We start from the raw sequence: 23,049 nt of genomic DNA on the forward strand, positions 1-23,049 counted from the left end.
GCAGCACTATATGGCTTTTTTACTCAATAAAATTTAAATAAATCACATTATTTTTTATTTTCATGACACCCTATATTGACTAATTTCTAAACACTCCTAATATGGTTTTTATAGATTAGAAAAATTATTCACCACAACCGCAGGAATTTATATGAAAAAAAATATCTTACTTACTGCTCTTGCCAGTTTAATTTTTAGTGGGAATGTATTGGCACAAGATCTATCGGGTACATGGCAACAAATTGATGATAAAACCGGTTCACCTAAAGCCATTATCGAAATTCGTAAAGATGCAAATGATATATATACAGGTAAAATTGTCAAAGTGACACCTCGCCCAGGTTATACACCGCAAAAGACATGTAACAACTGTCCGGCACCGTATACCAATCAACCCATTCTAGGCATGGATGTACTTACCGGTTTAAAACATGTGCCAGATACCACTAATTATGAAAAAGGCCGTGTCATCGACCCTCTTGCTGGCAAAATTTATAGTGCCAAAGTTCGGCTGAGTCCCAACGGCAAACGTTTAACTTTACGCGGCTACATCGGTATCTCTGCAATAGGACGCAGTCAAACCTGGCTCCGCTTAGATTAATCCAAATTTATTCTTATAAAAAGCCACTCCTTCAGTGGCTTTTTTAAATCTTGAATATGATGTTTTACATGACCGTGCATTATATTGACTAATCACATAATACCTCTAATATTACAGCTTCACAAAAAGTGAACGAATATTTGAAGGTCTGATATGCAAAAGAATCTATTGCTTGCCACTTTAGCTGGTGCACTTTTCAGTGGAAATGTTTTCGCAGAAGATATTTCTGGAACCTGGCAGCAAATTGACGATAAGACCGGTGCCGCTAAGGCCATTATTAAAATTAATAAGGAAGCCAACAATACCTTTACCGGGAAAATTATTAAAGTCACCCCTCGTCCAGGCTATACCCCACGTGAAACCTGTAATAAATGTCCTGCTCCATATACCAACGATCCAATTTTAGGCATGGAAATCATTAAAGGCTTAAAACATGTAGCAGGAACCAATAACTATGAAAAAGGCCGTGTCATTGATCCTTTAGCAGGCAATGTCTATGATGCCAAAGTTAAACTCAATGCTACAGGCAAGCGTCTAACTCTCAGAGCCTATATGGGTGTTTCAACTTTAGGACGTAGCCAGACTTGGATCAGACTTGACTAAGCATTTCTAAACAAAAAAGCCACATCATGTGGCTTTTTTACTGTTGATGATCTCTATGATTACATCACAGGATTATCCACTTTAAACAACTGTTTATCTTCTAATCGATAAGCAATTAGCTGATGTCCCCAAACACAGCCACCATCCACATTCTGAATCTGAGGGTTAATGGTCTTACCCTGTAAGGCGGCCCAGTGTCCAAAAATCAACTGATGAGTTTTCGCCGCTTTGGATTCAAATTCAAACCATGGCTGAAAGCCTTGAGGCATTGGATCATCCAGTGAATCTTTAAAGCAGAATTCCATTTGCCCTTCTGCATTGGTTAAACGCATACGGGTCAGATAATTGGTAATACAACGCAAGCGCGCATTTCCTTGCAAATCATCTGACCAAAGGTCAGGTTTTTTACCGTACATTTCCGCCAGGAAAGCATCCACTACAGCAAAATCATCATGGGAAATAACCGCTTCTATTTCTTTTGCCAAGGCAGCAGTTTGCTCTGCTGACCAAAGGCAAGGAATACCGGCATGCGTCAAGATGGTTTGTTCATTCGGAAATAAACATAAAGGCTGTTTACGCAGCCAGTCAATTAAATCATCGCTATCAATAGCATCAATCACATCGCTGGTTTTATCTCTTTCCTGCAGCTCTTTTAAACCACGTGCACATGCCAACAAGGTTAAATCATGATTACCCAGTACTGTAGCTGCCACTCCACGATCCACCAGTTTTTTGACAAAGCGTAGTGTGCCAACCGAGTTTTCACCCCGCGCCACCAAATCTCCTGCAAACCAGATAAAATCCTGATCCGGATCAAACTTGATTTCTTTCAGCAAGGCTTTTAAGGCTTCGAAACAGCCTTGAACATCACCAATCACATAATTGTATCGAATATTCGATGCCACTTAATCCACCATTTGATCTGCTAATGCAACAAATTGAGCCAGCGTTAAAGTTTCTGGACGTGCCATTGGATCTACACCAGCATTTTCAAAACCTTCTTCAACCAGCATGCCTTTTAAACTGTTGCGCAAGGTTTTACGACGTTGGGTGAATACATGTGAAACCAGACGGGCTAAAGCTTTTTCACTTTTTGCCACAATCGGCTTGGTTGCATAAGGCTCTAAACGGAAAACTGCAGAGGTGACTTTAGGTGGTGGATTGAATGATCCTGGTGGTACTTCAAACAGGAAAGTCGGTTTGCAGTAATACTGAATCATCACTGACAAACGACCATATTCTTTTGTGTTTGGTGATGCAGTAATACGGTCAACCACTTCTTTTTGCAACATGAAATGCATGTCTTTGACTTTGTCACCAAATTCCAAGAGGTGGAACAACAGCGGTGTCGAAATGTTATAGGGCAAGTTACCAACCACACGAAGCGGACGACCTTCTGCAAATAAATTGGTGAAGTCGTATTTCAGCGCATCGGTTTCAACAATGGTTAAACGTTCCGGATGCGGTACACGACCCGGCAAGCCAGCAGCCAAATCACGGTCAAGCTCAATTACAGTTAAAGCATCACATTCACCAATTAAAGGCGAAGTCAAAGCTGCAAGACCCGGTCCAATTTCCACGACATTATCACCGGCGCGCGGATTCACTGAACGAACAATTTTTGCAATGACACGTTGGTCATGTAAGAAGTTTTGACCAAAACGCTTACGCGTGTGATGCCCTTCATCTTTTGGGTTTAAGGCATTAATTTGATACATAAAAACATTTCCAACGTGAGTAATGAGTAAAAATCAGTGGCGAGCCAAATCTAAGGCTAAATCGACAGCAACGTGCAAGCTTGAACTTTTTGCCAGTCCAGTCCCTGCAAGGGAGAGCGCTGTGCCATGATCTACAGAAGTACGAATAAAAGGTAAGCCCAAAGTAATGTTAATGGCTTCACCAAATCCTTGAGATTTTAACACAGGTAAGCCCTGATCGTGATACATCGCCAAAACCGCATCGGCATCTTTTAAATTTTCAGGCGTAAATAAAGTATCGGCCGGCAAACTCAGGCTCATATTAATGCCCTGTGCACGGTAACTTTCCAGCACAGGATTAATCACTTCAATTTCTTCCATACCCAAGTAGCCACCCTCACCGGCATGCGGATTCAGACCACAGACTAAAATACGCGGATGATCAATCTTAAATTTGGTTTTTAAATCATGAATCAGAATATCAATGACTTGATGCAATCGTTCAGGCGTAATGGCATCAGGTACATCGCGTAAGGCCAAATGGGTAGTTGCTAGCGCTACACGTAAAGTCTTGGTGGCCAGCATCATCACTACACGCGGTACCCCAGCAAATTCCTGGTAATATTCGGTATGACCACTAAAGTGAATACCCGCTTCATTGATAATAGATTTCTGTACTGGTGCTGTAGCCACACCGACACTTTTACCTGTCATGGCATAGTCGGCCGAACGACGTAATTGTTCTAATACATAAGCAGCATTGTCAGTATTTAACTGCCCTGCAACAACAGTGCTATTTAAAGGAATGGACTCAATATAAAGCTGTCCAATGGGTGCAGCTTCCGTTTGGCCAACATATTCAACCAATTCAACATTGAGCTTTAACTGTTGCGCACGCTGTTTTATCAAATCACCATCAATTAAAACCACTATTGGTCGTTCAAATTGACGATTGGCTAGACTTAAACAGATATCAGGACCAATTCCTGCTGGTTCACCGCTGGTAATATATAAAGGGAGCATGACATTCATTGATAAGGCCGATGAAAGGCTATTATACACTTGATCAATTCAACTTCTTCACGTGCTGTAATCATATCTGCCCTTGGTGTTCAAGTTACCTAAAAACCAGAGTGATATACTGGAACGCAACCATACAGAAAATTTTAATTGTTTACCCAAAGTAAAGCGTGCATTTTGTATGGGTTTGCATAAAGCTAAGTAAAATACTGAATAAGATAAAGCCCAAAAATATGCCACCATTGATCAACCAATACTTTTTTAATTTTTGTGCAAAATTCGCCAAGTCAGCTGGCGTGATCCAAGATGCGATGAGTATGAGCACAAATGGAACAACCAACGTGACGATGCTAAAAAATACTATGGCAAAAACATAGTCATAATTGCAGTATTTAAGCTCTGCAATAAATAAACTGAGAAACAATAAATTAATCAAGCTGATATATAAAATTAAAAAACACCTGTAAAACTGCATTTGAGCGATTCATTTGCCCCCCTTTTTTTATATTTTTTTATGAATTTCTCGTGCTGTAAATTATAGATTATTTTTTAAACTTTTCTCTAGGTTTTAGCGATATTCTCATGTAAAATATGCCACTTGAAATTTTATATTTTCATTTGTGATTCTTCACGTTTTCGTTTAGAATCGCGTCTCCTTTTGTTTGGACAGCTTCCATAGTCCAAACCAACTATAATAGGTAGTGGTTTAATGAAAACTCTCAGCGCTAAGCCAGCTGAAGTTCAACACGACTGGTACGTTGTTGATGCTTCTGGCAAAACTTTAGGTCGTCTTGCGACTGAAATCGCTCGTCGTTTACGCGGTAAGCATAAAACTTCTTATACTCCTCACGTTGACACTGGTGATTACATCGTTGTGATCAATGCTGAACAAGTTCAAGTGACTGGTAAAAAATCACTTGATAAGAAATATTATCGCCATACTGGTTTCCCTGGTGGTATTCGTGAAACTAATTTCGAGAAATTAGTTGCTCACAAACCAGAAGAAATTTTCCAACGCGCTGTAAAAGGCATGTTGCCAAAAGGTCCTCTTGGTTATGCAATGATCAAAAAAATGAAAGTGTACGCTGGTACTGAGCATCCACATACTGCTCAACAGCCACAAGTTTTGGACATCTAAGGGATACAGCACATGGCTACTAACTATGGTACAGGTCGCCGTAAGACCGCAACTGCACGTGTTTTCTTATCAGCTGGTACAGGTAAACTCGTAATCAATAACCGTACTCTTGAGCAATATTTCGGTCGTGAAACTGCTCGTATGGTTGTTCGTCAACCTTTAGAGCTTCTTGAAGCTACTGAAAAATTTGACCTTTACATCACTGTTGCTGGTGGTGGTATCGGTGGTCAAGCTGGCGCTATCCGTCACGGTATTACTCGTGCATTGATCGCTGCTGACGAATCTGTTAAACCTGCTCTTCGTCAAGCTGGTTTCGTTACTCGTGATGCTCGTGAAGTTGAACGTAAGAAACTTGGTTTACGTAAAGCTCGTAAACGTCCTCAATTCTCTAAACGTTAATTCGTTTACCGAATCGGACAAAAAGCCTTGGTTTATCCAAGGCTTTTTTATTGCCTATTACAAAGAACTGACGAATAAAACGAATCGATACCTATAAAAGATCACAGCCAATAATGATTAGCCATCATACAAAAACCAGTGCTTAGCCATCTACAAGTTAAAAATGGGCACAGCAAAAAATATAAATTTCATTCATCACCATTGAACCGTGATTTTATAGCCCAATTTTAGTATCCTATCCTATTCATTTATCACTGCTTCGGATTATGTCAATCGAAAATGCACCTCCACAAGGAATCACGCTTTACAGTCATGCGGATGATTTTCGCTCACACTGGATACGCTATGTACTTGCCGAGAAGCAAATCAAATATAATCTAATTATTGTAGATGAAGATGATGAAGATCTCGCCAGTCTAAATCCCTATAACCAGCTTCCTATGATGATTGAGAATGAGCTTAAGCTCTTCAATAGTGGCATTATTTCCGAATATCTAGATGACCGCTATCGTCAAAACAAGCTCTATGCGGATGCTCCGATGCCACGCGCAGAACAACGTCAGTATATCTGGCGTTTTGATCAAGACTGGTTAAAACTGGCTGATATTATGCTACGTCATCCAGATACCCTAAATGAAAAACAGAAAGTAAAAGCTCAAAAGCAACTCAGAGATACGCTTATTTCACTTACGCCATTATTTCAGCATTTTCCCTTTTTTATGTCTGAAAACTTTACAATTTTAGATTGCATGCTGGCACCCATTTTTATACGGTTAAAGGCCATGGGCATCGAATTGCCTAAACAGCATTGCCGTCCCATTCATCTATATTGTCAACGAATTTTTAGCCGACCTGCATTTATCAAGTCCTTAACAATGCAGGAAAAAAACCGCTACAGCGAATTTTTAGTAAATTAATCGAGCAACATCATGTCTGAACAAGAATTGAATCTCACCCCTACCCGACCTTATCTAGCACGTGCTATTTATGAATGGATCTGTGACAACAACCTTACCCCTTATTTACTGGTTGATGCGACTCAGCCCAATACCATGGTACCGGAACAATTCATTCAGGACGGTCAGATTGTGTTAAATATCGTGCCTCATGCTGTGCATCAGTTAACCATGAGTAACGATGCTATTACCTTCTCTGCGCGTTTTGGTGGCGTTTCACGTGACATTTATGTACCCTTAAATGCAGTAATGGGCATTTATGCACGCGAAAATGGGCAAGGTTTATTCTTTGATCCAAATGAATATGAAGGTACCCAAATCGCTGAAGATACTTTAAAATCCACTACAACTTCAGAAGAAACTGAACAACCTAAGAAAAAACCGAGCCTACGGTTATTAGACTAAAATAATATGGAGTAAGTGAATGGCTTTTGATTTAGTACAATATTTTGCTGAGCAGGTTAACACTCAAAAGCCTCAGCTTCTCGAACACTATTCTAGAGAAGATCGAAAAACTCAGCTATTAGAAATTAATGCGCTGGTACTAGGTAAACTCATTTCACTTTGGCGAACTGATGATAAAAAAGTTTATCAAGAAATTTCCTCGCCAGATGATCTGTTTATTCAAGAAATTGCGCGCCATCTTACAACATCTTCAAAAAATCAGTCCAGCTTGCCTAAAAATGAATTAGAACCAACAGTAACTGAAATATTAAAATTACAACTGGCAGAATTAAAACAGCTTAATGATATTGGAAACCTAAATATCAGAGGGTTACATGAGCTTATATTAGGACAAATTGAACACCTATCTGGTCAAGCTTCCGATTGGGTTTGGTCAACAAACGAGCTAACAGAATTAAAAGGCTCTAAACCGATTGAGCAAGAAGAGATATCATTAGACTCAACAATGAAGGAGTTTAATCAAATGGTCAGCCAACAACATTCACATGACGAAGCAAACATCAGCCACGAAGCGGTACAATATAAAGTTCCAGCATGGTCGAAAGTTTTCGAACCCATTGTAGCGCTTATTATTCTTTGGATTTTATATAGTGCAGCAACACATATGTTTAACTAAGCATATTTAAAGTTAGAGTTAAAATAAAAAATCGCCAAAATGGCGATTTTTTATTTCCAGGTTAGTTATTTTTAATCACAAAATAAAACTCAGACATAAAAAAACACCCCCAACTCTCATAGCAATGCTATTCGGGTTGGGGGTGTTTGGAATAATGAGCTGGCGATGACTTACTCTCACATGGGTAATCCCACACTACCATCAGCGCTAAGAGGTTTCACTTCTGAGTTCGGGAAGGGATCAGGTGGTTCACTCTTGCTATTGTCGCCAGCACAACTGTTTATGGACTTGTTCGGGTCTTATTTACATCATTTGATGTATGCCTTACTTCGTACCAAATAGAATACATTAACAGGTATATCTGAGTTGAATATTGTCATACTAACGAGCTTATGAATCAAGCTGTTTTGATGAATATCGAATCAATTGATCCTCACTTCTTTCGAAGTTCGTACAACAACTGTTTGGGTGTTGTATAGTCAAGCCTCACGAGCAATTAGTATTGGTCAGCTTCATGCGTCACCGCACTTCCACATCCAACCTATCAACGTCGTAGTCTTCAACGGCTCTTTAGGAGACATAAAGTCTCGGGGAAATCTTATCTTGAGGTAGGCTTCCCGCTTAGATGCTTTCAGCGGTTATCCCTTCCGAACATAGCTACCCGGCGATGCGACTGGCGTCACAACCGGTACACCAGAGGTTCGTCCACTCTGGTCCTCTCGTACTAGGAGCAGATCCTCTCAAATTTCCAACGCCCACGGTAGATAGGGACCGAACTGTCTCACGACGTTCTAAACCCAGCTCGCGTACCTCTTTAAATGGCGAACAGCCATACCCTTGGGACCTGCTTCAGCCCCAGGATGAGATGAGCCGACATCGAGGTGCCAAACACCGCCGTCGATATGAACTCTTGGGCGGTATCAGCCTGTTATCCCCAGAGTACCTTTTATCCGTTGAGCGATGGCCCTTCCATACAGAACCACCGGATCACTAAGACCTACTTTCGTACCTGCTCGACTTGTGGGTCTCGCAGTTAAGCGCGCTTTTGCCTTTATACTCTACGCGTGATTTCCGACCACGCTGAGCGCACCTTCGTACTCCTCCGTTACTCTTTAGGAGGAGACCGCCCCAGTCAAACTACCCACCAGACATGGTCCTCGTCCCGGATAACGGGACAGAGTTAGAACCTCAATATTACCAGGGTGGTATTTCAAGATTGGCTCCACCGAAACTAGCGTCTCGGTTTCAAAGCCTCCCACCTATCCTACACAAGTAAGATCAAAGTTCAATGTCAAGCTGCAGTAAAGGTTCACGGGGTCTTTCCGTCTAGCCGCGGGTACACCGCATCTTCACGGCGAATTCGATTTCACTGAGTCTCTGCTGGAGACAGCGCCCCCATCATTATGCCATTCGTGCAGGTCGGAACTTACCCGACAAGGAATTTCGCTACCTTAGGACCGTTATAGTTACGGCCGCCGTTTACTGGGGCTTCGATCAAGAGCTTCGCTTACGCTAACCCCATCAATTAACCTTCCAGCACCGGGCAGGCATCACACCCTATACGTCCACTTTCGTGTTTGCAGAGTGCTATGTTTTTAATAAACAGTTGCAGGGGCCTGGTTTCTGTGGCTGCCAGCCGCTCAGGAAGTAAATTCCATCACCGCCGGCAGCGTACCTTCTCCCGAAGTTACGGTACCATTTTGCCTAGTTCCTTCAGCAGAGTTCTCTCAAGCGCTTTGGTCTACTCGACCTGACCACCTGTGTCGGTTTCGGGTACGATTCCTGTGTAACTGAAGCTTAGAGACTTTTCCTGGAAGCATAGTATCAGCCACTTCACTGTACAAGTACAGCTTGCTATCAGATCTCAGCATAGAGTACCCCGGATTTGCCTAAGATACATGCCTACATCCTTCCACCTGGACAACCAACGCCAGGCTGACTTAACTTACTCCGTCCTCTCATCGCATTACACAGAAGTATTGGAATATTAACCAATTTCCCATCGACTACGCCTCTCGGCCTCGCCTTAGGGGTCGACTCACCCAGCCCCGATTAACGTTGGACTGGAACCCTTGGTCTTTCAGCGTGCGAGTTTTTCACTCGCATTGTCGTTACTCACGTCAGCATTCGCACTTCTGATACCTCCAGCAGACTTCTCAATCCACCTTCATCGGCTTACAGAACGCTCCCCTACCACTTGCAATAAATTGCAAATCCGCAGCTTCGGCATATAGTTTTAGCCCCGTTACATCTTCCGCGCAGGCCGACTCGACTAGTGAGCTATTACGCTTTCTTTAAAGGGTGGCTGCTTCTAAGCCAACCTCCTAGCTGTCTATGCCTTCCCACATCGTTTCCCACTTAACTATAATTTTGGGGCCTTAGCTGGCGGTCTGGATTGTTTTCCTCTTGACTACGGACGTTAGCACCCGCAGTCTGTCTCCCGGATAGTACTCATTGGTATTCGGAGTTTGCATCGGTTTGGTAAGTCGGGATGACCCCCTAGCCGAAACAGTGCTCTACCCCCAATGGTATTCGTCCGAGGCGCTACCTAAATAGCTTTCGGGGAGAACCAGCTATCACCGAGTTTGATTAGCCTTTCACCCCTATCCACAAGTCATCCCCTGGCTTTTCAACGACAGTGGGTTCGGTCCTCCAGTCAGTGTTACCTAACCTTCAACCTGCTCATGGATAGATCACCCGGTTTCGGGTCTACACCCAGCAACTAAACGCCCTATTAAGACTCGATTTCTCTACGGCTCCCCTATTCGGTTAACCTCGCTACTGAATGTAAGTCGCTGACCCATTATACAAAAGGTACGCAGTCACCGAACAAGTCGGCTCCCACTGCTTGTATGCATGCGGTTTCAGGATCTATTTCACTCCCCTCACAGGGGTTCTTTTCGCCTTTCCCTCACGGTACTGGTTCACTATCGGTCAGTCAGGAGTATTTAGCCTTGGAGGATGGTCCCCCCATATTCAGACAAGGTTTCACGTGCCCCGCCCTACTCGACATCATTATCTAAGCCCTTTCGTGTACGGGAATATCACCCTCTACGTTCGCACTTCCCAGAGCGTTCCACTAAAGCTTAGATAACTTAATGGGCTTTTCCCCGTTCGCTCGCCGCTACTGAGGGAATCTCAATTGATTTCTTTTCCTAAGGGTACTGAGATGTTTCACTTCCCCTCGTTCGCCTCGCAACACTATGTATTCATGTTGCGATACCTACCTTATGGTAAGTGGGTTTCCCCATTCAGAAATCTCCGGATCACAGGATATTTGCCGCCTCCCCGGAGCTTATCGCAGGCTATTACGTCTTTCTTCGCCTCTGACTGCCAAGGCATCCACCACATGCACTTAATTACTTGACTATACAACCCCAAACAGTCGCCCATCTCCTACAAGTGAAGATGTTGCGTTGCGAATTTAATCGCCACAGTTAGAGTTTCGTGAACTTAATCACCGTACAGCTTCAATTTAATTCATATACCAAAACGCTTGATTCAGTTAATTTCGCTAGTAACTCATTTCCTTCATCTTCACATCACAGTAATAAATCACTGCTAGTGTTAATGTCAGTCATGAGTATGAACAAATTATTTCAACTCAAATATATTCTGTTAATGATTTTTCCAGCCTTCGTCAGGTCAGGAAACTGTGATAAATCACAGAGATTATCAAGTGGTGCGTATCATAACGCTTGTACTTGTTAATCTCTAGGATCTAAACACTTATCTGGGTGTTTTGCACTCAACTCAAGCTTCGTTCGATCAAAGCCTGCGCGAAGCGTAGCTTCTTGCTTAAATTTCAAGGAAAAACGTTGTTTTTCTTGTCTTGAAATTTGGTGGAGACTAGGAGAGTCGAACTCCTGACCTCCTGCGTGCAAAGCAGGCGCTCTACCAACTAAGCTAAGTCCCCAGCTTATCAATAAGTCAATGTTCTGATTTTCTGTTTGCTGCATTTTATGCAAATGCTTCGTTAGTCAGATTTGGTGGGTCTGACAAGACTTGAACTTGTGACCCCACGCTTATCAAGCGTGTGCTCTAACCAACTGAGCTACAGACCCTCAGATACATCGTCATGAAGAACAACTTGTTGTGGATTCTTACCAATCGTCAATCTTTCGTTAAGGAGGTGATCCAGCCGCAGGTTCCCCTACGGCTACCTTGTTACGACTTCACCCCAGTCATCGGCCACACCGTGGTAAGCGTCCTCCTTGCGGTTAGACTACCTACTTCTGGTGCAACAAACTCCCATGGTGTGACGGGCGGTGTGTACAAGGCCCGGGAACGTATTCACCGCGGCATTCTGATCCGCGATTACTAGCGATTCCGACTTCATGGAGTCGAGTTGCAGACTCCAATCCGGACTACGATCGGCTTTTTGAGATTAGCATCCTATCGCTAGGTAGCAACCCTTTGTACCGACCATTGTAGCACGTGTGTAGCCCTGGTCGTAAGGGCCATGATGACTTGACGTCGTCCCCGCCTTCCTCCAGTTTGTCACTGGCAGTATCCTTAAAGTTCCCGGCTTAACCCGCTGGCAAATAAGGAAAAGGGTTGCGCTCGTTGCGGGACTTAACCCAACATCTCACGACACGAGCTGACGACAGCCATGCAGCACCTGTATGTAAGTTCCCGAAGGCACCAATCCATCTCTGGAAAGTTCTTACTATGTCAAGACCAGGTAAGGTTCTTCGCGTTGCATCGAATTAAACCACATGCTCCACCGCTTGTGCGGGCCCCCGTCAATTCATTTGAGTTTTAGTCTTGCGACCGTACTCCCCAGGCGGTCTACTTATCGCGTTAGCTGCGCCACTAAAGCCTCAAAGGCCCCAACGGCTAGTAGACATCGTTTACGGCATGGACTACCAGGGTATCTAATCCTGTTTGCTCCCCATGCTTTCGTACCTCAGCGTCAGTATTAGGCCAGATGGCTGCCTTCGCCATCGGTATTCCTCCAGATCTCTACGCATTTCACCGCTACACCTGGAATTCTACCATCCTCTCCCATACTCTAGCTTCCCAGTATCGAATGCAATTCCTAAGTTAAGCTCAGGGATTTCACATCCGACTTAAAAAGCCGCCTACGCACGCTTTACGCCCAGTAAATCCGATTAACGCTTGCACCCTCTGTATTACCGCGGCTGCTGGCACAGAGTTAGCCGGTGCTTATTCTGCGAGTAACGTCCACTCTCTATAGGTATTAACTATAGGAGCCTCCTCCTCGCTTAAAGTGCTTTACAACCAAAAGGCCTTCTTCACACACGCGGCATGGCTGGATCAGGGTTGCCCCCATTGTCCAATATTCCCCACTGCTGCCTCCCGTAGGAGTCTGGGCCGTGTCTCAGTCCCAGTGTGGCGGATCATCCTCTCAGACCCGCTACAGATCGTCGCCTTGGTAGGCCTTTACCCCACCAACTAGCTAATCCGACTTAGGCTCATCTATTAGCACAAGGTCCGAAGATCCCCTGCTTTCCCCCGTAGGGCGTATGCGGTATTAGCATTCCTTTCGAAATGTTGTCCCCCACTAATAGGCAGATTCCTAAGCATTACTCACCCGTCCGCCGCTAAGTTATGGTGCAAGCACCACAACTCCGCTCGACTTGCATGTGTTAAGCCTGCCGCCAGCGTTCAATCTGAGCCATGATCAAACTCTTCAGTTTAAAATCAGTAGTACCTTTAAAGGGCACCAATCTTGGCTCATCAATTTTCTGACAAATATTTCTCAAATAAACTTCGAGTCATTTCTACCATCAATCAATGAAAATAATTTCGATCGATCAACCGGTAAAAATCCACACAAGTTGTTCTTCATAATCTCTTAATGATCTTCTTGCTCTTCGTCAGAGACAAGATTTAACGCAATAACATCTCAACAACTTAACCTGTTCAGCTAAGTTCGTTTGCTGTATCGCGTCGGGATGAGCTCATTATAGGGCAATTTCGTACACGCGCAAGTGCTTTCAACTGATTGTTTTATTGAGTGTTGTATTTTTACGCACTATTTTGGTTCATTTTTATTCTAACCTAGATATAAATATATAATTTTAAAGCAGAAATACAAATAAAATATTTCTGCTTTATTTTTTCTTACTTTTTCTCAGCTGCCGCTTTAATGCTCACACTGACAATTTTCACTGCCTGCTTGGGTACATTTTGATGCATTCCAAAGTTTGCAGTCGGTACTTGAGTGATTTTATCGACCACATCCATCCCTTTAGTCACTTTACCAAACACCGCATAACCCGCATTCATCTGACTTCTGTTTAAAAAGTCATTGTCTACTGTATTAATAAAGAATTGGCTTGTTGCAGAATTAGGATTGTTGGTTCGAGCCATGGCCAAAGTACCACGTGCATTCTTTAAACCATTATAAGATTCATTCTGGATCGGCGCTTTAGTCTGCTTCTCCACCATGTCGGCATCCATTCCCCCACCCTGAATCATAAAGCCAGGAATAACGCGGTGAAAAATAGTGCCGTTATAAAAGTTATCTTTTATATAAGCTTCGAAATTTTTTGTCGAAATAGGGGCTTTATCATTAAACAGTTCTATTTCTATATTCCCCATTGAAGTTTTCATTTCTACCAGGGTATTTGCAGCCATCACTTGCAAACTGATACCAGCAGCCGCGATAGCGAATAAGGTTTGTTTTAACATTTCTTTACTCTTCTACGTCAAGTTGTAATTGTGAATGTCTATATATTAATCTTTCAATATAAATATAACAGCCTCTCTTTTTGAGATAAAACGAGAATTACAATGAGTGACGAATTAAACACGACTTCTTTTCCTCTTTATCCGCCCTGGCATTTACATGGTGACGCGTTTATTTTGAATTACTGGCTAACGCCAAACTTTATTGATCAGCATCGGACTTTTTATATTGCTCCTTCTCCGATTGGTCGCGTGGTACAGGTCATATTGGTGCGTTATCATGATTCTCCTGTAGGTCCATATGATGAATTGCTAATCTTGGATCATCCTTTAATCAGTAAAAGACGTTTATCTTCCATTCCTAAAATTTATGTTTCTACCGAAGCGTCTATGCTCAATGGTCAACATTTTTGGGGAATTCCAAAACAGCTGGCCCAATTTGAATGGCTAATCAATGATGATGTAGTGTATTGCAATGTGTGCTTTGAACAGCAAGAAATGAGTTTGTGTTTGCAGAAATATAAACATAGTCAAACTTTTTATATTAATAGTCATCATTTACCAGCACGGCTGCTCAAAATTCAACAAGCCTGGCAAGGTTTACGTTATCAATTCACTCCACAATTTCGCGGTAAACTGAGTAAATTAAAACAAGCTAGCTGGAAAAATACTCAAGACATTTTCCCTGATTTTTCTAAAGCTCGCTATTTACACAGCTTTTATGTGCCAGAATTTAGCCTCACCTTACCTAAAGCCCAAATTGAGAAGAAATAAAAAAAGTGTTTCACGTGAAACACTTTTATCCAGATCAATAATACCCGACTTAAAAAATTAAGCGTGTTTATCCCAAAACTTTCTATAATTTTTACTGATTTCAATAAAATACTTTTTAGCCCGATAAGAAATGGGCGTTAGATTGACAAAACCATGGGCTTGATCGGTATATTCCTGATAATGCACCTTCACGCCGCGATGGCGTAACTTGTGAGCGTAAATTTCTCCTTCATCATGTAATACATCATGACCAGCAGTAATCACAAATGCGGGCGCTAATTTTTCATGCTTACCATAAGTGGGTGAAATGAGCGGATCATCCAGTTCAACCTGATGGGTATTTGCATAATAGTGCGTCACAAAATCAACATCTTCCCCGGTAAGCACCAAGCCGTCTTTATAAGCATAAAAGGATGGATGACGGCTTTTAAAATCTACAGCCGGATAAAGCAGTAACTGCGCTTGCGGTGCATATATTTTATGGGCACTGCGCTGTGCAATCACCGCGGAGATATTACCGCCGGCACTATCCCCTGCTACCGAGATTCTATTCTTTAAGATTTTCAGCTGTCTTCGGTTTTGATAAACCCATGCCAGCGCATCTTCACAGGTCTGGATCATTTTCATTGGACTATTTTCAGGTGCCAAAGGATAATCTACGCTCAGGACTTGTACTTTGGCATGCACAGCAAGTAAACGGCACACTTCATCATGCGAATCCAGACTTCCCATCACAAAAGCACCACCATGATAAAACACGACCATCGGCAGCTTTTTACTGGGAGCAGGATTGTAATGTCGCGCAAAGATAGTGCCACTGTGTAAAGGTAAACGTAAATCTTCGACCCGTTTTACCGGCGTGGGTTTACCCTTGATAGATTGTATTTGCAAATCAAAACTTTTACGGGCTTTAATAAGATCTTCAGTGACAAAACCACTATTTCCCCGCTTTAACTGAGCCGCCATCATGCACTGCACAAGTGGGTCAAGCTCAGGATATTGATGAGGATATCTTAAAATTTTAACCAGAGACTTTTGTGCAAAGCGAGGCAAGCGATCCAAGGTGCGTGCAGCTGTGCCTTGTCCTTTTTCTAACACAGCCTGTAGAGTTCGATTAAAAGCAACCATAAACGCACCTTCCTTTTATTTTAATCTTCACATTTTCTACATGATCAAGCCAATAGGTGACCATAATCTTATATAAGTCTAGTCATCTGTATACACAGTAAAAACATTCATACGCTAATCTTCTTTTTATACCTTGTCATTGACAATTTCCACGTATATTTGGGAGTGTTTTGCTACTCCTGACCACAAGAAGGATAAATGTTATGGCTAAAAGACTGATCATACTCTCATTAGCAACAACATTTTTAGCGGTGGGATGTGTCGCATTTCCGGAGGATGGTGGCTATTACGATGGTCGTTATGATGATCGCTATGACCCTCGTTATGATCGGGGTTATGGCACAAGTTATGATTATCGCTATGCTCGTGAGCGAGACCGTCAACGCTGGGAATATCAACAGCAACAAAACCGCTTGGAACTAGAGCGTAGAAAACGTGAGCTTGAGCGTCGCCAATGGGAACAGAACCGGCAACAACAATCTGATTGGGAACGCAGAAGACATGAACAACAGCGTTTAATAGAACAACGTAAAAGAGTAGCAGAACAGAATCGTAAAAGTCCGTCTGACTGGGACCGTAAAAAACGTGAAGTTGACCGGCAGCGTTTAGAACAGCAACGCAATAAAGCGAATATACGACCTAACTCTAAAGTACAGCAGCAACGTCAAGCGCAAGAAAAACGCTGGGATGACCGTCGTCGAGATTCAAATCAGCGAGAACATCATCATCGTGATAGATGATCTCATTCAACCCCTGAAAGTTCCTCCCCTCACTGTCCTTTAATAAAGGGCATTTTTTAATGAGTCAACAATCCGGCTTAGAATCCAATACAGGGTTGATAAAATCATGATTCCATCCACACAATATGAAACTTTGCGATATCTCTCAAATAGATGATAGCAAAATCCTAGCTACCATCTATTGTTCAATCATCAGCTGAAAGCTTTGTCTAAGAAGAAATCATCTCATCCTGTCGCTATGCCCTGTGATTACTGAGCAGCTTGTGAACTTTGAGAAGCAGAACTAGAGTGAGTAGCACCTGCATGAACTGAAGTATCCGCGTGGACACCAATTCCCCCCAGTTGTGCCTGAGTTGAAACACCCAGACCTGTAGTAACTTGAGCAGTCTCAGGATTTTGTGTGGTTTCGGTAGAAGTACAACCTACCGCAGTCAATGAAACAGCAATCACGGTTAAAGACAATAAAGCCGTTTTTTTCATTCATATTTTCCTTGTTTGTTGAGTCTATGAAGCAAAGTCCAAGTTTGCGCTGCCTATCATTCAAAATTTTTCTTGTTACTGCGCACCTGTTGAGTTGTAGTTTTGAAAAATCATGTAATTATTCATCTGTTTTTATAATATTAAACTCTTCCATTTACTTTTTCTTCAGAGCAAAATTCAACATTAACACTTTGTATTTAATATCATTAGTCCTATGTAAAAGTTAGAAATATAACTCCTTACCCATCCTTTAGATTACGATTTAAATTGTATGGCTCTATCAAAATCCTTATCAAATATTGCTAAATAAATACATAAATTCTATTCCTTTTGTATTTGGAAAATTGCAGGCAAAAAAAAGCTTATCCAGAGGTTGGATAAGCTTAGAAAACACATTTCTTAAATACCAAGAAGAAACTACAGCGATAGAATCTGGGTTAAATAATAAGCATCTGAAGCTTTTTTGTGAAATATATTATTTATTTAATATTGATCGTTTTTAAGTCTAAGTTATACATTCAGGATTTGCATTTGGCGATGACCTTTCCCAAACCCTTGTATATCTCTACTTTATCTAAGTTTTTTCCTACTTCGTTTTGAACCGTTCGCTTACTACTTTATAAATAGCATGCGTATGAAAAGACGATTAGCTGCACAACATGGCTCAATCTGAACTGTTCTGCTTAGGCAAGTATCAATCCCTGTATTCAGCAGCAAGCCCCTCACAATTTTGCATTTTATTTTATAAAAGTAATGCTTTTTAATAATTTTAATCAAATTAAACAGATTTAATTGCTTGTCTCGCTTGAATTTTTACCGTCTGCCCCGAACTCTTGTATTAATCATGAATATTATCACTCATGGCAGTTCAGGATTAACGCAGTTAGCACTGAAGCCAAAAGGACTGACATGTTTAAAAACCCATTCAAACGGAGTAAATCTATGGCAACTGAGCAAAATCAAGACGCTCAAGATCTAGGGCAAGAGCAAGCTGAGCAGCAAACAGCAGAAACTCAAGCTGAAACGGAGCAAGCTGAAGTTTCAGTTGAAGATTTACAAGCCCAAATTACCCAGTTGGAAGAAAGTTTAAAACTTGAAAAAGCACGTACAGCCAATGCGGTCTATGAAGCACAAAAAAGTGTAGAACGTATTCAACGTGATGCTGAAAAGCATAAAGAAACAGTGATTGAAAAATTTGCGAAAGAGTTGCTCGAAACTGTAGACAATTTAGAACGTGCCATTCAAGCGGCTGGTGATATTGAATCGCCATTACTTGAAGGCGTGGAACTGACGCTGAAATCCCTGCTTAATACACTGGAAAAATTTAACGTTGTAGAAGTCAATATGAGCAACGGTTTCAATGCAGATTTACATCAGGCAGTCGGTATTGCACCCGATGCTAAAGCTGGTGAAATCGGTACGGTATTGCAAAAAGGTTATGCCCTTTCAGGCCGTTTACTGCGTCCAGCTATGGTCCTCGTGGGTCAATAAGGTAAAGAAATTCGAGAGTTTTTCTATTTTTTTCATGCAAACAACTTGAAAAATTTTGAATGGCTCTCATATCGGATAACAAGCAAAAACATTGCAAAAAATAATTTTGAGGAAGCATCCAAATGGCTAAAATCATTGGTATTGACTTAGGTACAACAAACTCTTGTGTTGCAGTACTTGAAGGCGAAAAAGTTAAAGTCATCGACAACGCTGAAGGCGCTCGTACAACTCCATCGATTATTGCGTACAAAGATGGCGAAATTTTGGTGGGTCAATCTGCTAAACGTCAAGCGGTAACCAATCCTAAAAACACTTTATTCGCGATCAAACGTTTGATCGGTCGTAAGTACCAAGACCAAGCGGTACAAAAAGATATCGGTTTAGTCCCTTATAAAATCATCCAGGCAGACAATGGCGATGCATGGGTTGATGTAAATGACAAGAAACTTGCACCACAACAAATCTCTGCTGAAATCTTGAAAAAGATGAAAAAAACTGCAGAAGATTACCTAGGTGAAACAGTTACTGAAGCAGTCATTACCGTTCCTGCATACTTCAACGATGCCCAACGTCAAGCAACTAAAGATGCAGGTAAAATTGCCGGTCTTGATGTTAAACGTATCATCAACGAACCAACTGCTGCGGCTCTTGCGTTCGGTATGGACAAAAAAGAAGGCGACCGTAAAATCGCGGTTTACGACTTGGGTGGTGGTACTTTTGACGTATCAATCATCGAAATTGCTGACTTGGATGGCGACCAACAAATTGAAGTATTGTCGACTAACGGTGATACCTTCCTTGGTGGTGAAGACTTCGATAATGCTTTAATTGAATTCCTGGTTGAAGAGTTCAAGAAAGAACAAAGCGTGAACTTGAAACAAGATCCTCTTGCATTACAACGTTTGAAAGAAGCGGCTGAAAAAGCAAAAATCGAACTTTCATCTTCAAATGCAACTGAAATCAACCTTCCATACATCACTGCAGATGCGACTGGTCCTAAACACTTGGTGATCAACGTAACGCGTGCAAAATTAGAAGGCTTGGTTGCTGATCTGGTTGAACGTACCATTGAACCTTGCCGTATTGCGCTTAAAGATGCCGGTCTTTCAACTTCAGAGATCTCTGACGTAATCCTTGTAGGTGGTCAGTCTCGTATGCCACTTGTACAACAAAAAGTACAAGAGTTCTTCGGTCGTGAACCACGTAAAGACGTGAACCCGGACGAAGCTGTAGCAATGGGTGCTGCGATTCAAGGTGCAGTATTGTCTGGTGACAAAACTGACGTACTTTTACTTGACGTAACTCCATTGACTCTAGGTATTGAGACTATGGGCGGCGTGTTAACAGCAATCATCGAGAAAAACACCACGATTCCTGCGAAGAAATCTCAAGTGTTCTCAACTGCTGCTGACAACCAACCTGCTGTAGACATTTCAGTTTACCAAGGTGAACGTAAAATGGCACAGCAAAACAAATTGTTGGGTAACTTCCAATTGGGCGACATTCCACCTGCTCCACGTGGTGTGCCACAAATTGAAGTATCATTCGACATCAACGCTGATGGTATCTTGAAAGTATCTGCGAAAGACAAGAGCACTGGTAAAGAACAATCAATTCAAATTAAAGCAAACTCTGGTTTGAGCGATGCTGAAATTGAAGCGATGATCAAAGATGCTGAAGCGAATGCTGAAGAAGACCGCAAGTTTGAAGAATTAGCGAAAGCGCGTAACGAAGCTGATGCCCTTGTATCTTCTGCTCAAAAAGCAGTAAAAGATCTTGGCGAGCAAGTAACTGCTGACGAAAAAACTGCGATTGAAACTGCTGTAGCTGAGCTTGAAACTTCTACCAAAGAAAATGACGTAGAAGACATCAAAGCGAAAACTGAAGCGCTTCAAAACATCATCATGCCGATCACTCAACGTGCTTATGAAGCAGCCCAAGGCGCTCAAGGTGGTGCTGAAGGTTTTGATCCAAATGCATTCCAAGGTGATGCGGGTCAACAACAAAAAGCGGACGACGGCGTAGTTGATGCTGAGTTCACTGAAGTTAAAGATGACAAAAAATAATTTGTCGTTTTGAAAAAAGACCGCACTTTGTGCGGTCTTTTTTTGGTTATCTTATAGGCAAAAGGATAGATTTTGACTAACATATAATTATATAAATCACTGAAAAACAAAAAATATGCAGAATTTTATTAAACTTCTACTTATTGCTTCTGGCTTTGCAATCATGATGCTCTACCCGATGGGTAATCTGTTTATCGTACTACCCTCTAGTGTTTTTCTTTCCCCATTTAATTATTTGCAAGCTTTAGGTATAGAGGCTGCCTTTGCTTTTGGTTTTTTAATTTCAACAATAGTATTGCTGATATTATCGGTACCTCAGCGCTACCCTTATGGAAAAGGCTTTATATTATTGGGCTTGGGATTAATCAGCTATATTATTTTCCAAGTGTATAAATATGAAGTGAGTTTATATGCTTTCAATCATCGAAATGAAAATTCTTATAATGTTAAATATTTAATTGAACTTATTATTTTTTTATTCAATTTTTTAGGTTTAATCTTGGTCTATCATTCTAATTTGCCAAAACAAATTGATCAGTTTAAAAAACAAAAAAAATAAAGCTTAAGATGCTAAATTCCCTGAAGTTAACGATGACAAAAAATAATTTGTCGCTTTAACTGTACTCGAAAGTGTAAAGAAAAAGACCGCACAAAAACGCGGTTTTTTGATTTTTATTTCTGCTTAATTGTTATACAGTATAGAAAAACAATTATCTTTAAGCTTTTATGCGCTTAGTGCTACTGGGTCTTTTGCTCATCTTTCTGTCCGGCATGACCTATCAAACCCGAAATCATCCCCAAATTCGCTACAACAAGCTGTTGGATCGGATTCAGCATCCTTTCGATACCCGGTTACGTTACCGGATTGCTGAAGTGGATTCGCGTTTTGGTCTCACTGAACATGAGTTAAAACAAATTAGTCAACAAGCCACTGACATTTGGAAAGATGGCACAGGTCAAGATTATTTTGTCTATGATCCACAGGCGCGTCTGACCATTCATTTAATTTACGATCAACGCCAGAATGAATCGGTGCAACGTCGGCAGCAATTAGGGCATATTCAACAAAGCCAGCAATTGTGGTCCAATAAAAATCAACAGCTGAAACAGTTTAAAGATGAACTAGATCGAAACAATGCCGAGCTTGAAACTAAAAAAAACCAACTAGATTCACAATTAAATCAATATAATCAGCATATTGCCATTATTAATCAAAATGGCGGAATCCCGGCTGCACAACGCGCGCAGATGACCCAGCAACAAAGTCAATTACAACAGCAAATCTTTGTTCTACAGCAAGAAATCCATATTTATAACCAAAAAATTCAGCAACTCAATCTTCAGGTCGATGAACTTAATCAGCTTAATCGACAAATTGATAGCTCGGTACAACGCTTTAATCAGCGTTTTCAGCCGCGATTATTTGATAAAGGCTCGTTTAATGGCCAACAAATTAATATTTATGAATTTGAGTCGCAAGATGATTTACGTTTAACCCTGGCGCATGAATTTGGCCATGCACTCGGACTCAAGCATAATCAGGATCCGCAAGCGCTGATGTATCCGCTCATGAAAGAGCAGAATCTGCAAAATTTCAGATTATCCACCGCAGATATTGCCTTATTACAAGCGCGTTAAAGCATGACCGGGATACAATGCAAAAAGCCCTTACTTTTTATAAGCATATGCCTCGCAATACAGCGGTAATAAAGCTGATTTCATGTTATTGTAATACCCGAAATGACAACAGAAAATCTCTGGAGATGCATGTGAGTTACTACCATATTGTTATTGAAGTAAATGACCACATCAGTACGATTGAACAAACTCGTGATATTGAAATTTTTGATATTATTGAGATTCAGCCTTATCTCCACTCCATTCTGTTGCCTTATTTCAATGAGCAACTGATTGAACTTGAAGATGAAAATATAGAATTCAAAGATATTCTACATTTACAAGTCAAACAGACGCTGTTGCCTATTCAGGATTTGATTGAAGAAGAACAACGTTTACTTCCAAGTGATACCGATATCACCATTAGTGCTTATGAAATTTTTAATAACCGTGATTTAAGCCAAGATGTGACTACTGTTATTTTTGATATTTTAGAAGCAGCAAAACTACAAGCTTAATTTTTTTATCAGTTTAAAAAATTAGTCCGGCACACTGACTGGCAATAAAAAGCCCTCCAAAAAAGGAGGGCTTTTTTTAATTT

At 41.4% G+C, this 23,049-nt stretch carries 20 protein-coding genes, 2 tRNA genes and 3 rRNA genes; 14 read left to right on the plus strand and 11 right to left on the minus strand.

Going from position 1 to position 23,049, the window contains the following annotated elements; genetic code table 11:
• Positions 1-151: 151 nt before the first annotated feature.
• The gene (locus B9T26_RS06310) at positions 152-601 is read left to right on the plus strand and encodes a DUF2147 domain-containing protein (RefSeq protein ID WP_086198892.1); all 450 of its coding nucleotides are present in this window, start codon (positions 152-154) and stop codon (positions 599-601) included.
• Between the two features lie 153 nt (positions 602-754).
• Positions 755-1,204, plus strand: coding sequence for a DUF2147 domain-containing protein (locus B9T26_RS06315; RefSeq protein WP_086198893.1), 450 nt, complete (start codon positions 755-757; stop codon positions 1,202-1,204).
• 59 nt (positions 1,205-1,263) lie between these two features.
• On the opposite strand, the gene B9T26_RS06320 is transcribed toward B9T26_RS06315, so the two are convergent.
• Genes B9T26_RS06320 through pdxA form a run of 3 tightly spaced genes read right to left on the minus strand, consistent with a single transcriptional unit; the run spans position 1,264 to position 3,933 of the window.
• The gene (locus B9T26_RS06320; protein WP_171262949.1) at positions 1,264-2,097 is read right to left on the minus strand and encodes a symmetrical bis(5'-nucleosyl)-tetraphosphatase; all 834 of its coding nucleotides are present in this window, start codon (positions 2,095-2,097) and stop codon (positions 1,264-1,266) included.
• 12 nt (positions 2,098-2,109) lie between these two features.
• On the minus strand, positions 2,110-2,922 hold the full coding sequence (gene rsmA / locus B9T26_RS06325) for a 16S rRNA (adenine(1518)-N(6)/adenine(1519)-N(6))-dimethyltransferase RsmA (RefSeq protein WP_086198895.1): 813 nt from the start codon (positions 2,920-2,922) through the stop codon (positions 2,110-2,112).
• Between the two features lie 33 nt (positions 2,923-2,955).
• On the minus strand, positions 2,956-3,933 hold the full coding sequence (pdxA, locus tag B9T26_RS06330) for a 4-hydroxythreonine-4-phosphate dehydrogenase PdxA (protein WP_413772760.1): 978 nt from the start codon (positions 3,931-3,933) through the stop codon (positions 2,956-2,958).
• 697 nt (positions 3,934-4,630) lie between these two features.
• Here pdxA and rplM point away from each other — a divergent pair.
• The 5 genes from rplM (at position 4,631) to B9T26_RS06360 (ending at position 7,495) form a co-directional block, all read left to right on the plus strand.
• Positions 4,631-5,059 carry a 50S ribosomal protein L13 gene (gene rplM / locus B9T26_RS06340; protein WP_004811299.1) on the plus strand — a complete coding sequence of 143 codons (429 nt, stop codon included), beginning with the start codon at positions 4,631-4,633 and terminating at the stop codon, positions 5,057-5,059.
• A 12-nt stretch (positions 5,060-5,071) separates the two neighbouring features.
• Complete coding sequence (rpsI, locus tag B9T26_RS06345; RefSeq protein ID WP_086175429.1) at positions 5,072-5,458, plus strand: 30S ribosomal protein S9; 387 nt, start codon at positions 5,072-5,074, stop codon at positions 5,456-5,458.
• 266 nt (positions 5,459-5,724) lie between these two features.
• On the plus strand, positions 5,725-6,375 hold the full coding sequence (locus B9T26_RS06350; protein WP_086198898.1) for a glutathione S-transferase N-terminal domain-containing protein: 651 nt from the start codon (positions 5,725-5,727) through the stop codon (positions 6,373-6,375).
• 12 nt (positions 6,376-6,387) lie between these two features.
• Positions 6,388-6,819 (plus strand): ClpXP protease specificity-enhancing factor, encoded by a 432-nt coding sequence (locus B9T26_RS06355; RefSeq protein WP_086198899.1) that lies wholly within the window; start codon positions 6,388-6,390, stop codon positions 6,817-6,819.
• A gap of 19 nt (positions 6,820-6,838) precedes the next feature.
• Positions 6,839-7,495 (plus strand): hypothetical protein, encoded by a 657-nt coding sequence (locus B9T26_RS06360; RefSeq protein ID WP_086198900.1) that lies wholly within the window; start codon positions 6,839-6,841, stop codon positions 7,493-7,495.
• Between the two features lie 157 nt (positions 7,496-7,652).
• Here the strand turns inward: B9T26_RS06360 and rrf are convergent.
• The 6 genes from rrf to B9T26_RS06390 all read right to left on the minus strand — a co-directional run bounded on the left by rrf (position 7,653) and on the right by B9T26_RS06390 (position 14,155).
• Positions 7,653-7,767, minus strand: a 5S ribosomal RNA gene (gene rrf, locus B9T26_RS06365).
• Between the two features lie 203 nt (positions 7,768-7,970).
• Positions 7,971-10,864: ribosomal RNA gene (locus B9T26_RS06370) — 23S ribosomal RNA — on the minus strand.
• Positions 10,865-11,335: 471 nt separating this feature from the next.
• A tRNA-Ala gene (locus B9T26_RS06375) sits at positions 11,336-11,411 on the minus strand.
• A gap of 71 nt (positions 11,412-11,482) precedes the next feature.
• Positions 11,483-11,559, minus strand: a tRNA-Ile gene (locus B9T26_RS06380).
• Between the two features lie 61 nt (positions 11,560-11,620).
• A 16S ribosomal RNA gene (locus B9T26_RS06385) occupies positions 11,621-13,158 on the minus strand.
• Together the 16S, 23S and 5S rRNA genes with 2 tRNA genes alongside form the textbook arrangement of a ribosomal RNA operon.
• 427 nt (positions 13,159-13,585) lie before the next feature.
• Positions 13,586-14,155 (minus strand): peptidylprolyl isomerase, encoded by a 570-nt coding sequence (locus B9T26_RS06390; RefSeq protein WP_086198901.1) that lies wholly within the window; start codon positions 14,153-14,155, stop codon positions 13,586-13,588.
• A gap of 102 nt (positions 14,156-14,257) precedes the next feature.
• Here B9T26_RS06390 and B9T26_RS06395 point away from each other — a divergent pair, with 102 nt between their 5' ends.
• Positions 14,258-14,926, plus strand: a complete 669-nt coding sequence (locus tag B9T26_RS06395; protein ID WP_086198902.1) for an acetoacetate decarboxylase family protein — start codon at positions 14,258-14,260, stop codon at positions 14,924-14,926.
• Between the two features lie 57 nt (positions 14,927-14,983).
• Here the strand turns inward: B9T26_RS06395 and B9T26_RS06400 are convergent, their stop codons facing one another.
• Positions 14,984-16,054, minus strand: coding sequence for an alpha/beta hydrolase (locus B9T26_RS06400; RefSeq protein WP_086198903.1), 1,071 nt, complete (start codon positions 16,052-16,054; stop codon positions 14,984-14,986).
• Positions 16,055-16,257: 203 nt separating this feature from the next.
• On the opposite strand from B9T26_RS06400, the gene B9T26_RS06405 reads away from it, so the two are divergent.
• Complete coding sequence (locus B9T26_RS06405) at positions 16,258-16,794, plus strand: hypothetical protein (RefSeq protein WP_086198904.1); 537 nt, start codon at positions 16,258-16,260, stop codon at positions 16,792-16,794.
• A 249-nt stretch (positions 16,795-17,043) separates the two neighbouring features.
• Here the strand turns inward: B9T26_RS06405 and B9T26_RS06410 are convergent, their stop codons facing one another.
• Positions 17,044-17,274 (minus strand): hypothetical protein, encoded by a 231-nt coding sequence (locus B9T26_RS06410; RefSeq protein WP_086198905.1) that lies wholly within the window; start codon positions 17,272-17,274, stop codon positions 17,044-17,046.
• A 942-nt stretch (positions 17,275-18,216) separates the two neighbouring features.
• Here B9T26_RS06410 and grpE point away from each other — a divergent pair.
• The 5 genes from grpE (at position 18,217) to B9T26_RS06435 (ending at position 22,966) form a co-directional block, all read left to right on the plus strand.
• Complete coding sequence (gene grpE / locus B9T26_RS06415) at positions 18,217-18,765, plus strand: nucleotide exchange factor GrpE (protein WP_086198906.1); 549 nt, start codon at positions 18,217-18,219, stop codon at positions 18,763-18,765.
• 122 nt (positions 18,766-18,887) lie between these two features.
• On the plus strand, positions 18,888-20,831 hold the full coding sequence (dnaK, locus tag B9T26_RS06420; protein WP_086198907.1) for a molecular chaperone DnaK: 1,944 nt from the start codon (positions 18,888-18,890) through the stop codon (positions 20,829-20,831).
• Between the two features lie 115 nt (positions 20,832-20,946).
• Positions 20,947-21,390 carry a hypothetical protein gene (locus B9T26_RS06425; RefSeq protein WP_086198908.1) on the plus strand — a complete coding sequence of 148 codons (444 nt, stop codon included), beginning with the start codon at positions 20,947-20,949 and terminating at the stop codon, positions 21,388-21,390.
• A gap of 167 nt (positions 21,391-21,557) precedes the next feature.
• Positions 21,558-22,469 carry a matrixin family metalloprotease gene (locus tag B9T26_RS06430; RefSeq protein WP_086198909.1) on the plus strand — a complete coding sequence of 304 codons (912 nt, stop codon included), beginning with the start codon at positions 21,558-21,560 and terminating at the stop codon, positions 22,467-22,469.
• 119 nt (positions 22,470-22,588) lie between these two features.
• Complete coding sequence (locus B9T26_RS06435; RefSeq protein ID WP_171262950.1) at positions 22,589-22,966, plus strand: hypothetical protein; 378 nt, start codon at positions 22,589-22,591, stop codon at positions 22,964-22,966.
• Positions 22,967-23,049 lie beyond the last annotated feature (83 nt).

The sequence above is a fragment of the Acinetobacter sp. ANC 4169 genome (assembly GCF_002135355.1).
Classification (GTDB): domain Bacteria; phylum Pseudomonadota; class Gammaproteobacteria; order Pseudomonadales; family Moraxellaceae; genus Acinetobacter.